The sequence below is a fragment of the Blautia sp. SC05B48 genome, from assembly GCF_005848555.1.
GTDB lineage: Bacteria > Bacillota > Clostridia > Lachnospirales > Lachnospiraceae > Blautia_A.
The window spans coordinates 2903136-2916930 of the sequence record NZ_CP040518.1 but is presented as its reverse complement, the minus strand read 5'-3'; the positions used below and the strand labels follow the sequence as shown (position 1 = coordinate 2916930).

General features: G+C 44.1%; 9 protein-coding genes and 2 pseudogenes. 1 reads left to right on the top strand and 10 read right to left on the bottom strand.

The window, feature by feature from the left end:
* Positions 1-9: 9 nt before the first annotated feature.
* The gene (locus EYS05_RS13535) at positions 10-750 is read right to left on the bottom strand and encodes an energy-coupling factor transporter transmembrane component T (RefSeq protein WP_092072842.1); all 741 of its coding nucleotides are present in this window, start codon (positions 748-750) and stop codon (positions 10-12) included.
* Complete coding sequence (locus EYS05_RS13530; RefSeq protein ID WP_015524597.1) at positions 750-1334, bottom strand: MptD family putative ECF transporter S component; 585 nt, start codon at positions 1332-1334, stop codon at positions 750-752. The genes EYS05_RS13535 and EYS05_RS13530 overlap by 1 nt, the downstream gene beginning before the upstream one ends.
* A 200-nt stretch (positions 1335-1534) precedes the next feature.
* Between EYS05_RS13530 and EYS05_RS13525 the strand changes: the two genes are divergently transcribed.
* The gene (locus EYS05_RS13525; protein WP_092072845.1) at positions 1535-2527 is read left to right on the top strand and encodes an AraC family transcriptional regulator; all 993 of its coding nucleotides are present in this window, start codon (positions 1535-1537) and stop codon (positions 2525-2527) included.
* Between the two features lie 57 nt (positions 2528-2584).
* Here the strand turns inward: EYS05_RS13525 and EYS05_RS13520 are convergent.
* The 8 genes and pseudogenes from EYS05_RS13520 to EYS05_RS17760 all read right to left on the bottom strand — a co-directional run.
* Positions 2585-2719 (bottom strand): annotated as a pseudogene (locus EYS05_RS13520) (TnpV protein); the annotation flags it as partial.
* Between the two features lie 211 nt (positions 2720-2930).
* On the bottom strand, positions 2931-4343 hold the full coding sequence (locus EYS05_RS13510) for a relaxase/mobilization nuclease domain-containing protein (RefSeq protein ID WP_092072850.1): 1413 nt from the start codon (positions 4341-4343) through the stop codon (positions 2931-2933).
* A pseudogene (locus EYS05_RS13505) lies at positions 4276-4710 on the bottom strand (YodL domain-containing protein). The gene EYS05_RS13510 and the pseudogene EYS05_RS13505 overlap by 68 nt, the downstream one beginning before the upstream one ends.
* The gene (locus EYS05_RS13500; protein WP_055066054.1) at positions 4707-4958 is read right to left on the bottom strand and encodes a transposon-transfer assisting family protein; all 252 of its coding nucleotides are present in this window, start codon (positions 4956-4958) and stop codon (positions 4707-4709) included. Before EYS05_RS13500 ends, EYS05_RS13505 begins: the two are co-directional and overlap by 4 nt.
* Complete coding sequence (locus EYS05_RS13495; protein WP_138277352.1) at positions 4955-10315, bottom strand: DUF3849 domain-containing protein; 5361 nt, start codon at positions 10313-10315, stop codon at positions 4955-4957. The genes EYS05_RS13500 and EYS05_RS13495 overlap by 4 nt, the downstream gene beginning before the upstream one ends.
* Positions 10316-10369: 54 nt before the next feature.
* Positions 10370-12022 carry a helicase C-terminal domain-containing protein gene (locus EYS05_RS17765; protein ID WP_243119114.1) on the bottom strand — a complete coding sequence of 551 codons (1653 nt, stop codon included), beginning with the start codon at positions 12020-12022 and terminating at the stop codon, positions 10370-10372.
* 148 nt (positions 12023-12170) lie between these two features.
* Positions 12171-12968 carry a DUF4368 domain-containing protein gene (locus EYS05_RS13485; RefSeq protein ID WP_243119111.1) on the bottom strand — a complete coding sequence of 266 codons (798 nt, stop codon included), beginning with the start codon at positions 12966-12968 and terminating at the stop codon, positions 12171-12173.
* Positions 12965-13795 (bottom strand): recombinase family protein, encoded by an 831-nt coding sequence (locus EYS05_RS17760; RefSeq protein WP_243119109.1) that lies wholly within the window; start codon positions 13793-13795, stop codon positions 12965-12967. Before EYS05_RS17760 ends, EYS05_RS13485 begins: the two co-directional genes overlap by 4 nt.

The window sequence follows — 13795 nt, the reverse complement described above, 5'->3', positions numbered from 1 at the left end:
CCCCTCCCGTCAAAAAGAAATCTGCTGCTGAAACAAAAACAAGGCAAAACAGATAACGCAAAGCAGAATCGCAATCAAATCTTGAACATGGAAACCGATCTGGCACACGTTTGTACGTTTAACGGGGGCTCCAAGCCCCCGTGTCAACGCAGCAGCAGAAAGTTCATCACCAATCTTCACAACGGACACCATCAAAGGAACAAGGCGATATTCCAACATCAGGAAAGGATTTTTCCCGCCGAATCGTATGCCCCGCATTTTCATTGCATCCCGGATGGCCTGATATTCTTCGCTGATGGTTGGGAAAAAGCGAAAAATGACAGACATTGGAATCACGATTTTTTCCGTGATGTGCATACGCTCCATTGCGCCGATAAACTCACTGATCGAAGTGGATGAGATCAAATAGGCACCTGTCATAATGCCGGGCGCAAACCGCGTCATGATAGATGTCACTGCCAGCACGATGAACGAGAGTAATCCGCTCAAACTCGTAAGGGCAATCCGTTCCAGTATAAAGCAAACCGCATATAGCACCAGATATTTTCCTGCTGTTTTGAAACGGCGTTCCGACAAAATCAGAGCAAAGGGGACAAGGCTTAGACACGGCTTGACGATGTTCATAATTCCTTCGTTACTGGTACTGAACATCAGTGTTGTAATCGTCAGCAGCAGAATGAGCTTTGTCCGGGGATCAAGCAGGATTCCTTTTCTTTTTTCGGTTGTTGCTGAAAATGATAGCCCGTTCATCACACAATGCCCGCTTTAGCAAAATGCTTTTTCAGAAGCGCCTTACCTAAAAGTCCGCCCAGGATCGCAAAAATGAAGATTCCGGCGATTACCAGAATAATGCTCCACATAGGCATAACAGCCATTACCCTGTCAGCGTATTCCTCACCAAAGCTGGCCGCAAAACTGGCCCAGGAATCCTCAACCATGAAATACATGGGGATATATGTACCAACCATCCAAAGGCTGAACACCGCATACCCGATCAGGCTCTTCTTGGCGCTTTTATAACCGCCGGATTTCAAGATCAGATCTCCCAGCAGCCCAAAAATCACGCCCATCGGTACGCCCCAAAATCCCATACCAGTCAGCCCCATCAGCAGGCCGCTTAAAATTCCCATAATTGTAACCATGCCGAATTTTTTAACTCTGGTCAAGAACAGCATGAACGGGATGCCGGTAATCAAAGACCACAATGCTCCGAGGATCGGCAAAAAGATAGGTACAAAGCCGACGGGAATGGCGACACAGCAGCCAATCACAAAGTAGAGAACGGTGAAAAGGCCGAGGTTAATCAGGTCTTTTGCTTGTAACTTGTTACTCATAACGAATACCTCCATTCATTTGCTGGTTAGCGTTTTCTAACCTCTCTATAAGATACCATAGTTAGCAGTAGCTCTCTACAACCAATCATCTTTTTGGCTCCAAACAGCAACGAGTTTTTTTATTGACTGACTTCGCTTACAATTCTATAATATGATTAAAATCAAGGGCAATGAGCCAGACAAATCGACAGGAGTTAAAAATGAAGATTGATGATATTTTTAGAAAATGTATTGAAATTCCCGGCGTTTCAATAAAACGTAGCGAGTTCAACGCAGAACTACTTATGAAAACTAAGGAGGGAAAAGGGTCTATGACGTTTTTTCAACTTTTCCCCGGACTTACTATTGCGTATATTTTTATAAATTCTCCGACATGGGCAGCTCCAAATTTGGGTGAAGATAGTTTCATTAAAAAAGGGCCTTTGCTCCTAAACTATTGCGTGACTGGTCGTTGCGAGATTATCTTGAATAACGGAAACTTTGTATATGTGAAAGATGGAGATATTTCTCTCACGGAGTGTTTTGCCCAAAAGCAATATGTCTATCCTCGCCGTATCTATGAGGGAATGGAGCTTTTTGTTGATACTAATACACTGGCAACAGAGAGTACATGGATACAAAAAGAGTTTGGCATAGACATCCCTAAAATCATTGAACTTTTTTGCCCAAACGATAACACTTATATCTCAGCAGTTACTCCTGAAGTTGAAGAAATATTGATTAAGCTCTGGGAACTTTTTGATATTGCGCCTCCGTTTTCGATTTCTCAAATGAAGATCTATGTTCTGGCTCTATTTTCATTACTACAAAATCTTAACAATATCCCCCCATCGCAAGCCTGCACATTTTTTACTGAAACACAGGTAGATATAGCAAAACGTGTTGAAAAAATTATCACTTCCGATTTGCGGCAACATCATCCTGCATGGGAATTGGCAGCTCAGTTTTCTGTCAGCGAAACCAGCTTAAAAAACTATTTTCGTGGCGTTTTTGGTCAAAATATTTCCATCTATCTACGGGAAGTCCGAATGAAAAAAGCTGCAGAGTTACTGACTTCTGCAAGATTGTCCGTTGCAGAAATAGCAGAGTTGGTCGGCTATATGAATCAAAGCAAATTTGCATCAGTTTTCAAAAAACAATTCGGCCTATCGCCATTGGAATACCGGCGGTCAAAAAAACTGGAAAATATATAAGATAAAGCCGGGATTGCTTGCTGGCTTGCAAAATCCCGGCTTCATCTATGCCCAAAATCAGATATAAACTAATTCCTGCAACAACACTTCCTCCACCTGCGCTTTCAGCGTGTTCATCAACCCCACCCAGCGCATGGGGTCACGGGCTTTCAGTTCCTCGGTAACGCCCGCCGCCTCCATCATGTGGGATAGTTAGAACGGTGGTTATTCCGAAATTATTCTGATTCAGGGATAATACCGGCAAGCAATGCCTGTGTTAATACACACAGGCCCGCAGAGAAGAAAATCCCTTTGTGATTTTCCTCTCCGCTTGCTTGTTGAGGGCAGCGCCCCCAAGCCCCTTTGAACACAGAATTTCATTCTGTGGCTGCGCGTTCTGCGAACGCTTTTGACCAGGACCAGCTTACCGCTGGCCGTGGTCTTTTTCTTTTTCAACATCCTGTTCTACCTCCATTTTCAGCACTCGATCTACATTCGCTTTTGCAGTCAAAAGCTCCCTCATTTCTTCACGGGAGCGCCGATACTCGGAATAAGTCTTTTTCTTTTCTTCCAGCAATTTTGCGTACTCTGTCTGTAACTCTTTGACCTTTGGCAGCTTCTTGACGCCCATCTCATCAAAGGCATTCTTAGCAGCCTGGTGGAGCAGAATTTCTTCCTCATGTTCCTCCCGGAATTTCTTAGTGTAACCCGCCTTGCGGTATGCCACATAGACCTCACGGGTCTTGGCATAATTTACGATGTGAGTACGCAGAACAGCAATCTCTGCCATGCGCTTTTCAGCCGCTTTGATCTGCGCCGAAAGTTCATTGTGATGTGCCGTGGCAGCCGTAGCCTTTTCTTCCAAAACCGCATACTCCAGCAGATTGTTCTCTGACAGGTAATTCATGGTCTGCGCCATTTGTTTCAGATTAAAAACTTTAGCCCATCGAGCATAGCCAGCACCTTTTCCAGCCTGCAATTTTGTCTGAATGTCCACCAGCAGATTGACCTTCGGCGGCTCTGCCTGTGTGACTGTTTTCTTTCGCGGGGTATGTGCTTTCTTCCCTAAGAGAACTGCCCGCAAATCTTCCAATCCATATCCTTCGCCCAGACTGTCCATGCGGGCGGCTTTCTCCCAACCAGAGAGTTTCAGTCGATACGATTTCCCGCGCTTTGAGACTTCACAACCATATTCTCGCAACAGCTTCAGCAGTTCTTCAAAGTCAGCAGGACTTTGTGATAATGCGTTGTCAATCGCCACACGAAGCAGCTCTCGGTGAGAGGGCTTTGCCTGATCGCCCAGCCATTTGTTATAGCTCTTTCCGTGAGGTTTCGGATTCTCTACAATGGACAGTCCATTCTCAATACAGATGGTGTCACTTAGCCGACGAACCGCCTTGGTGCTGCCCCAAAAGTTTCGGAACTTCCGGTCATATTCTAAGCTGACCGATGACCAGATAATGTGATTATGAATGTGCGACTTGTCTATGTGAGTGCAGACCACAAAGGCATGATTGCCTTTAGTAAAACGCTTTGCAAATTCTACGCCCAGCCGGTTTGCTTCTTCCGGGGTAATCTCACCGGGGCGGAAGGACTGGCGTACATGATATGCAATCACATCATCCGCGCCACGCACTCGTCCGGTAGTGGCAATGTACTGCCGCTTTGCCAGAAGAAACTCTGCATCCGCAGTCCGGCTGTCACACGCATAACTGGTAATGAGTTTGCCGTTATCTGTTTTCTGTGGATTTGCTACATAGTCGATGATGTCACTGATCGCCCGACTTTCTGTGCGGCCCTTGCCGACATGAAGCGGCATGATTCTTATGGTTGCCATAAAAAGCCCTCGTATCAATGGAAAGTCTGGTATTGGAGGAACTTTTGATTGCGAGAAATTCTGGAATGATGATAAAACCATCTTTGTTGACATAGTAAGCTGTGGTTTTTCCATCGTCGGTGATGACAATCATATCACTGCAACCGATGGAATGACCTTTGAAATTCTTCGGTCATTGCTTCTGCAAGCGTGTTTTAATGTCAGCCGGAGTTTCCCCCGGCTGGATTCTTCCAATATACACCTGCTGATAGTTTTCTATCTGAACTGTTCTTCCTTCGCTTTTCAGTTTCTCGTAAGAACGAAAACGGACATCCCTATACTCTGAGGTATCTTTTACCTGATATACTGCACACTGACTTGTACTCATTCTTCTTCCTCCTCTTCCAGTTCCATTTTATAATCTTCCAGATCCATAAGAAAAATCTCATACCCTTCATCACTCATGCAGAACAGTTTTCTTATGGTATTGCAGACAAGACCAATCATATCCGCATCGCCTTTTAAAAAAGGAATGATATGGTCGATTGCCTCCATCGTGTCATTTCTGTTTCCTTTATCAAACATTGCGGTTACTAAACATTCATCCGCATCAAAATTCATCGCCAGATCCATCATAATTCCACCTCTCCTTTCTTATGTGTCTTGGATTTTTCTGTTGTCTTATTCTGCTCCTGCGCTTTTGCCTTTGCCTGAAAATCTTTTAAAGACTGCAGCACAGACTTCTTCACTTCACCTTTTGCTCTGCTTGCAGGTTCCGCCTTTTGTGTCTGGCTCTGACTTACAGATACCGGTTCCTGCTTTGCCCTTCTGTCTGCCGTAACCGCAGAAGGTTTCTGCCCACTTCCTATTACTGTTTCTGCCGTATGTTCCGTTTCCTTTACCCTTCCATGCTTTTCATCCAGATACTTTTCCATGTCTGCGATTGCTTTCTGCACCAGAGAGCTTTCTTTATAGTGAGGAATCATATCTATCAGATCACGCTGTATCCGGTCTGCACTCATCAACTCATATTCCCCGGAATAATCTTCATCACCATCTTGCAGATCAAATCCGATTCCTTTAATCCCATGCAGTCTCTCTGCTGGGATACTCTCATATATTTTAATGGCTTCTTCTAAAGTGAGGTTATTATGGTACTCTCCCATGACTGGAAACTCCATGCACTCTGCGACATAAAAACTGATCGTGGCTCCTGGCTGTTCCTGCTCCGGCTGTTTGTCAAAAATAGAAAGTTGCTCTGTATCTTCCAGACGGGAAAGTAAAGAACGGGCAGTTATAATATCGCTGTCTATATCGGATTCCTCGGATACCTCAAGCAGCCAGTCCTTGACAGCTTCTGTTTTCTTATTCAAAATATCCTCCGTGAGTTTTTCCACCTGTTCTTCTCTATTTTCAATCGTATCGTTATACTCATAGGTATCAACGTCATAACTAAAATTATCCAGGTCCGAAGCGAGTTTTTTAATCTCCTGCTGATCAAGGTAAGCATCTGCTTCCTTCATATATTCTGCCAGAGTGATTCTTTCTTCTGCGATAGGATTGATGTCCACCTTAATACCTGCCATTGCTATACCATGAGCATTTAATTCATTGAAGAAACTGTCTTCACGGATATTGCCACGATAAGAAAGCACTACATCAAGGTCAGAATCTTCCCGGTAAAGGTCTTGTCTGCTTCTGGAACCATACACTCTTGCAGCAAGCAGCTCTACCTCCTGTTCCATTCCCATATCTTCTAATACTGCCTGTGCATGATACAGGACACCTCTTTCAACTTCTGCCCTGCTCAGGCTATTTAATGCCAGTTCATTTCTTCCAATCTCAGAAGTCGCACGAAGTTCCCCCTCCTGCAATAAATCCTTAGAGTGCTGGATCGTCATTTCTTCAAATTCTTTATAATCCACTTTGACACATTCCAGGTCATCCATTCTTTCACTTTTAAGGGTTTCATAAGCAACTTCCTGAATGGATGCGTCTGGATTATCGTAATCACCACTCTGGATTTCATGCAGATCAGAGTCATAAAAAATAAACGAATATCCTTCTTCTGTTGCCTGTATGGTCAGATACCCTTTACTCTCGGTAAACTGCATTGCGATTCCTTCATAGGTTTGCATTGCTTCTTTCCTGCGAAATCCTTCAAAAATACTTGCCGGGCAGTTTTTTTCTAATTGTATCCGCTGCATCTGTTCTTCCTGAACTTCTTCCACATCTGCCATCAATTCTTCATAATCCACTACTTTTGCGTCTTCCAATGAGTACCCTTTATCTTCCAAAATATCACTGGCAGCTTCATCTACATAAATTGTCGGATTGTCATAGATTCCTCCATCATCCTCCTGATAATCTTCATTGTAAAATGTATAATCATAGCCATCTTCTGCAGTCTGGATTGTAAAGTATTGTTTTCCAATCTGATATGCAATCTGTACCTCATTCCAGTCCAGCATATTTTCCATTTTATTTACCGCTTCATATATTTCCGGATTCAGCCACCCTCCGATCTGTTCATATGCATGGGTCAGCTGATCTATTCCGTTTTCACATCGGATAAAATCCATGCTTTCCTGCATTGTTTCCGTATTCTGGATACCAAGCACTTTTTCCTGATGATTTGGCAGGCGTAAATATTCCTGCATCGCTTCATCCAGTGATTCATACCGGTTTACTTTTACTACACCCTCTGCATTTATATCTTCCATCACATAAAAATTATCAACGTAATGAATCTCTGGCATTTTCAACTTTATGCCTTCTGGCAGCTGCACCTCACTGACTGCATGGAAATTAAACCGGACATCCGTTCCAGATTCATTTTTTCCTGCCATCGTTTCTTCCCAGGTATCTTTCTGTACTGCTTGTATTTCTTCGATTGTAAGTGTCTGTCCACTCCGCAGAGTTACAACAGAATCTTTCGGGAATTCCGTCAAGTCATAAAGTGTTGTTCCATTTTCCTGCAAATATTCTGATACAGCTTCTAACGCTCCTGCATCAAACCCATTCCATAAATCCTCCGCTACAAGCTGTCCATTTTCTGCTACGATAATTCCTGCCACATCGGAGCCAAATTCATCATGTTCCATTAAGAAGAACTTCTCCCCCGCATATTCCTTTTCATCAACCGTATGCCATGTCCCGTTATGTCCTTCTGCTTCATATCCTCTTGTCTCTGCCGTGATTGTCACTTCGTTTTCTCCTATCGCCTGTTCTATCCTCTGCATCCGGATCTCAGCTCTTGCCATGTCGATAAACCCATCTAAAACTGCCGGGTGACTTTCGATCACATAATCCAGGTTCAGATTTCTACCCCGGCTGACATTTTCCGGGACTTCGATATGCTCCGCCCAGTCTTTGTTCTGTCTGGAAAATCTTCCATCATGAGAAAGTTCACGGATGGTGTTTGCCATAACAAAATTCATACGTTCTTCCCCAAAGCGTTCCACGACTTCTTTTGCCGCACCCTGCTTTAAGTGCAGTCCGTCAAAATTCTCCCGGATAACATCCTCGATTGCTTTCTTGCAGTCCAGATTTAACTTTCTGGAATCCAGATAGGCATCTACATCCCGTTCTCCCATTGCCTGTTCCAATGTTTCTTTATAAACTGGCGGATATGCCCTGACAGAATTATGTTCCAGCATGTTCATTCTCTGCTGGACAAACTCCGGAAGTTCCTGAAATCCAAAAGAATCTACATAATAGGCTGTGATCTCTGCCCCCCTGTTTATCACGATCACATCACTTACCGATAAGGAATGACCACGGAAATCTTCCGGTCGATCAATGTTAAATCGTTCAAATATATTGTCTAACGTGATTGTTGGCATCCACGGTGCTGCATAAACCATCCGGTAATCCTTTCCATCAATGGTATAGCCCAGGTTCTTTGCAGATTCCATTCCCATAAACTGATAGGTATGCTCATCTCCACTATCCATCTGATAAATGGCAAACCTTCTGCTTTCTCCATGCAGAAGAAGTGTCTCATCAATCTTTTCTGCACTCTGCCGTTCCAGTGCTTCCTGTTTTGTGGCAGAGACTTCTCTTTCTTTCTGGACTTCCCATTCTGTTTCTGTGATTCCAAAGATACCGTCATATCCAAAAATCTCATTTTCCGTCTCCACAAGCACCTGTTCTGCCCGTTGTGGATTCTCTGGATTTCCATATAAGATGTAAATTTCTGCCCCTCCACGGTATAATTCATATGCCCGGTCTTTCATAAGCGGTAGCATATGGTCTAACTGGATTCCTGCCTCGTGCATTTCCGTAAAACCGATCATGCCATCTGGGAAATTGTCAATCTGTGCCTGTGTTTCATTCATAAGATTTCTCGTATATTCACTTTCCGGTCTGCGGATTGCGGTCATCATACGGTTCACCAGTCCAAGCACTTCGTCTTTGTCATCCATCTTATATGCAAAATTCACAATAAGATTTCTCTGGGAATCTGTGAAATTTCCTGTATTTGCAGCTTCTGCCGTTTCAATCAGACGGTGGGCATACTGCATGGCTGTTTCTTCTGCAATCTCCGGTTCCTTCACTGGGAAGTTTGCCCTTGCTGCCTGAATCACTTCATACACCAGCTTTGAACCGGCTTCATCATAAGATTCCCTCATATCCCATACCAGGTCATTCAGTCTTTCCACCTGTCCGGGGAAGGTTTCTGCATATTCATTTACAAATGTCTTTTCTTCTTCTGAAAAAATATTTCTTGGAAACTCTGCCTTTTGTACCAACATCTCTGCCTGCTCTTTCGGAGAAAGGTCAGAAATATAAGTAACGCCTATGTCAGCATCATATTCCACATCATAAAAATCAATCGGATAGTTCTCTCCGTGTCCACTGCTGTCATAGAGTGGTGTGACAGCAGCACCTTTTTCTTCCAGAAAACTTTCCAGAGGTTTCTCATTTTCCTCTATCTCACCACTTTCCAGAAGGCGGACGTATTCTCCCACATTCTGCTCTAACTGTTCCCTGCTCATGTTTTCAATCAGATCATAGGTAAACTCGGAACCCATACTGCCTGAAAGATGCAGAATTAAATCTTCCTTATGAAAAGTATCCCGGATTGGTCTTTCCATTTCCAACTCGTACATCTGTGCCTCGATATTCTCAATGATCTCTGCCGATGTTTTTCGGATGGTATCCATAGATGCTTTCAACGCCTTCATATCCCTGCTCTCGCACCAGCTGGCGATATAGGTAAACGAATATTCTGAAGTATCCAGACCAAAATGGTTGCAGACTATGTAAGCGATACTTTCTGCTTCCACTTCCTTTGTTGTCTGGTCTTTTAAGACGCCTTCCGCATCCATTACTTCCCGGTCATGCAGCAATGCGTGGCTCACTTCATGGACTCCAGTTTTCATCGTCTGGACATTACTCATATCTTCCTTTATCGCAATATATTTTTCTGTCTGGTGATAATAACCTTTTGCTTCCCCTTCCACATTCATCATGCGGATCGGTACAGGAGAAATATTCTGCAATGCCTGCATGAACGTATCATAAAACTGTACACTTCCGGTAAGCTCCGGCACCTCCAGTTCTGCGATCGGTTCTCCCTCTGTCTGGCTGACATCAAACACTGTCGTTATGCGGAATCTCGGTATCACCATCTCCACAATCTCTGTTTCCGGCTGTCCATCATCCCCGATCACAGGCTCTTTTGTTACCGGGTCGATCTTTTCAATCTCCTGTTTCTCCCGGATCGGTGCTGGTGCAATGATCTGGATTCCTTTCTCTCCACGTTTTACATGGCGGTTAAACTTCTTCTGCCATGCCTGATACCCTGCCACCAGTGTTGCTTCCGGTTTCTGCATGGTGATCAGCAGCGTGTTATTAAAGCTGTAATTATGGAACTTTGACATGGTATTCAGATATTCGGTATATCGCTCCGATGTAAAGATTTCCTTTACTCCCTGCTCCAGCCGTTCCGATATTTCTTTTAACTGTTTTTCTATATTATTTGCCATAAACAAACTCTCCATTTTATGTCCCCGCCAGAGAAAACTCTGACGGGAAATCTTTTATAACTCCTGTTCGTGTTTTTTCTTTGCAGTTTTCTGTGTAACGGTCGGTTCCGCTGTATTCTGCTGTGCCTTCTCCTGCTTTAAGCGTTCCAGAATAGATGGCTTATGAATTCTGTCTGCTGTTTCCGGAAGTTCTTTTTCTTCTACGGCATCCCTGCTGTCTGTGTTACTTCCTTCTCTGCCAATATCCTCATCTGCCATAATCGTCTCATTGCCCTTTTCATCCATGTTCAGCAAGGCATTTAACTCGGATAACCGTTCTATCTTTTCATTCAGCTCTGCTTCTTTCGGAAATGGTTTCTTTACCTCTTCCTGTGCAGTAGCAAGCTGCTGTTGTACGGTTTCCAATTTCTGCTCACTTTCCGTCAGCTTCCTGTCGATAGAAGAAAGCGTGTTATGGATACGCTGCATATTTCCTACCGGGTCTTTTCCGATCTCCAGCTTATAAGAACATTTTCCTTTGATTGTCAGTTCAAACGCATTGGAGAACATATTATAGGAAGCAGATAACGTGAACCCATGATATTCCCCGACCTTTCCGCCGGTGCTGACGGTTTTTAACCCTGCACAAGCAGCGATCAACGCTTCGCCTGCTTCTTTCTTATCTTCATAAAGGACATTCCCTACTGTCATGGCAAACGTGTCATTATCCTGTAAATCCACACTTTTTACTACCTGCGAATCCACCTGCATTCCGGCAATCCGCTCTTTCAATGCACTGATCTGTACCGGGAAATTCTTTGCAATATCGGATTCCAGACGGTAAATCTGACTGGTATGGTTTGCCTTTAGAAGTTTTAGCTTACTCACCTGCACATCCAGATCCATTTTTTCTTTAATGTACGGATTGCCTGTGGCAAGTGCCTTTATTTCCGCATAGGACAGTGCCGTATCATCCACATCTTCACAAGCCCTGACCGGGGATTTACTGGTCATGATCTGGCTGATGAACTTCTGCTTATTCTCCAAAATCTGCCACATATACGCATCAAAAGTGTTCTCCGTCACATACCGGAATATCTTTACTTTGTCATTCTGGTTTCCCTGTCTTAAGATACGTCCTTCCTGCTGTTCCAGATCAGACGGCTTCCACGGACAGTCAAGGTGATGGAGGGCAATGAGCCTGTCCTGTACGTTGGTACCAGCACCGAGTTTTGGAGTGGAACCCATAAGGATTCTCACCTGCCCGGTCCGTACCTTTGCAAACAAATCTGCTTTCTTTGTCTCCGTGTTGTATTCATGGATAAACGCAATCTCTTCTTTCGGGATTCCCCTGGCAACCAGTTTGTTTCGGACATCATCATATACATTGAAAGTCCCATCCCCTTTTGGAGTAGACAAGTCACAGAAGATCAGCTGTGTTGTCCGATCTGCTTTTCCCTCGTCCCATACCTGAAAAGCATTTTCCACACAGGTATTGACCTTGCTTTTTTCTGCATCCGGAAGGAGTTCATTTAATAGCCTCTGATCCAATGCACATTTTCTTCCGTCATTGGTAATCTTGAGCATGTTGTCCACCGTTGGATTCACAAGACCGGCTCTTACTTCTTCCGCACGTTCCGAAAAGGCACTGACCATTTCCTGCTGTTCTTCACTTGGTTTTAAGACTTCATTGATAAACTCTGCTTCCGGTACAGGAAGATTCAGCATATCCGATGTCTGAATATCCGCAGCTTCCTTAAAAATGGAGATCAGCTCTGGAAGATTAAAAAAACGGGCAAACCGTGTTTTCGCACGATAGCCCGTTCCTTCCGGTGATAATTCAATGGCTCTTGAATTATAGGTACATTATGGAAATTTAATTGATTTCTCCAACGAACTTGTAGAAAATCCTGATATTCTGGACTTTCTCTCCGTCGATGGTCTGAGGTTCAGATACCTCAATCTTTTCGATAAGACGATTTACTATGGCTGTGGTCAGCTCTTTGATCTCTGCACATTCCACCATTTCATTGGCAAGCTGTTCCGCTTTGCAGGTGCTGTCCTTCAGATTGTCAGCCGTAGTTTTCAGTTTTTCAATTTCTTCGGTTGTTTCTTTCTTTTCCTGTTCAAAATGAGTGGACAACATCCGGAACTGCTGTTCTGACACAAGCTGCTTTGTAAAATCCTCATACAGCTTGATGAACTGTCTGTCCGATTCGAGGAGCTTTTTCTCCAGTTTCTCCAGCTTTTTCTGGATATTTTCCCGGTTATTCGCCGCTGTCGTATCCATCTGCCCCAATACCTTCCGCATGAATTTCTCCCTGTTTTTTATGACCCTTTTTGCATGGGTCTGGATGTCCGCAAGTACAAGTTCCTCCAGATCGTCCGCATTGATGCGGTGCTGGCTGCAGAACCCGGTTCCCCTCACACGGTAAATGCGGCACTGGTAAAAAGTCCGTTCAATGACTGGCTTCTCCTTATTCCTGCCATCGGTATGCACCATCAGGGTACTTCCGCAGTCGGCACATTTTAAAATGCCCCGGAACTTATTCTCATACCCGGAAGTACAGGGCTTGACTTTCGTATGACGGTCAAGGATTTCCTGCACCGTATCCCATGTGTGTTCATCAACAAGTGCATCATGGTCACTGGGAATAATGGTACGCTCACTCATGGGGATATACCCCTTGTTTCCTGCTTGAAATGCTTCTTATCATATTTCTGCACCCAGAAATAGCCTTTGTAAAGCGGGTTTCGTAAAATCCGGATGATGGTCTCCTGTTTCCAGTTATAGGCATCATCTTCTTTTACCAGAAACTTTCCGAAGTATTCCGGCTTATAATATGCCGGCTTTGGGATTTTCTGTTCATAAAGGATTTTCCCGATTTTATTGTTTCCCATTCCCTGAAGTGCAAGCTGGAAAATATAACGGACGGTTGGTGCGGTTTCCTCATCGGCAATCAGGTGGTTTTTGTCCTCCGGGTCTTTCTGATACCCGAATGGTGCGTGTGTTCCCATGAATTTTCCCTGGCTTGCCCGGATGTATTTACCTGACTTCACCTTTTTGGAAACATCCCTTGAATAAAACTCATTAAGAATGTTCTTAAACGGGGTAATATCCATCTCCCCGCTGTTTGCAGAATCCACACCGTCATTGACGGCGATATACCGTACCTGATGTTTTGGGAAAAATACCTCGATATAAGCGCCACTCTCCAGATAGTTCCTACCTAGCCTTGAAAGATCTTTCGTGATCACACAGGTAACTTTTCCTGCTTCAATGTCCGCTATCATCTGCTGAAAGGACGGACGGTTGAAATTCGTACCGGAATAACCATCGTCTACATAAAACTGATAATTATAAATCCCCAGTTCCTCTGCTTTTCTTGTCAGGATCGCTTTCTGGCTCTGGATGCTCATGCTCTCGCCCACGTTGCCGTCATCCAATGATAATCTTGCATAAAGTGCTGTCCATGTTTCTCTGATTTCTGTTGTCTGCAT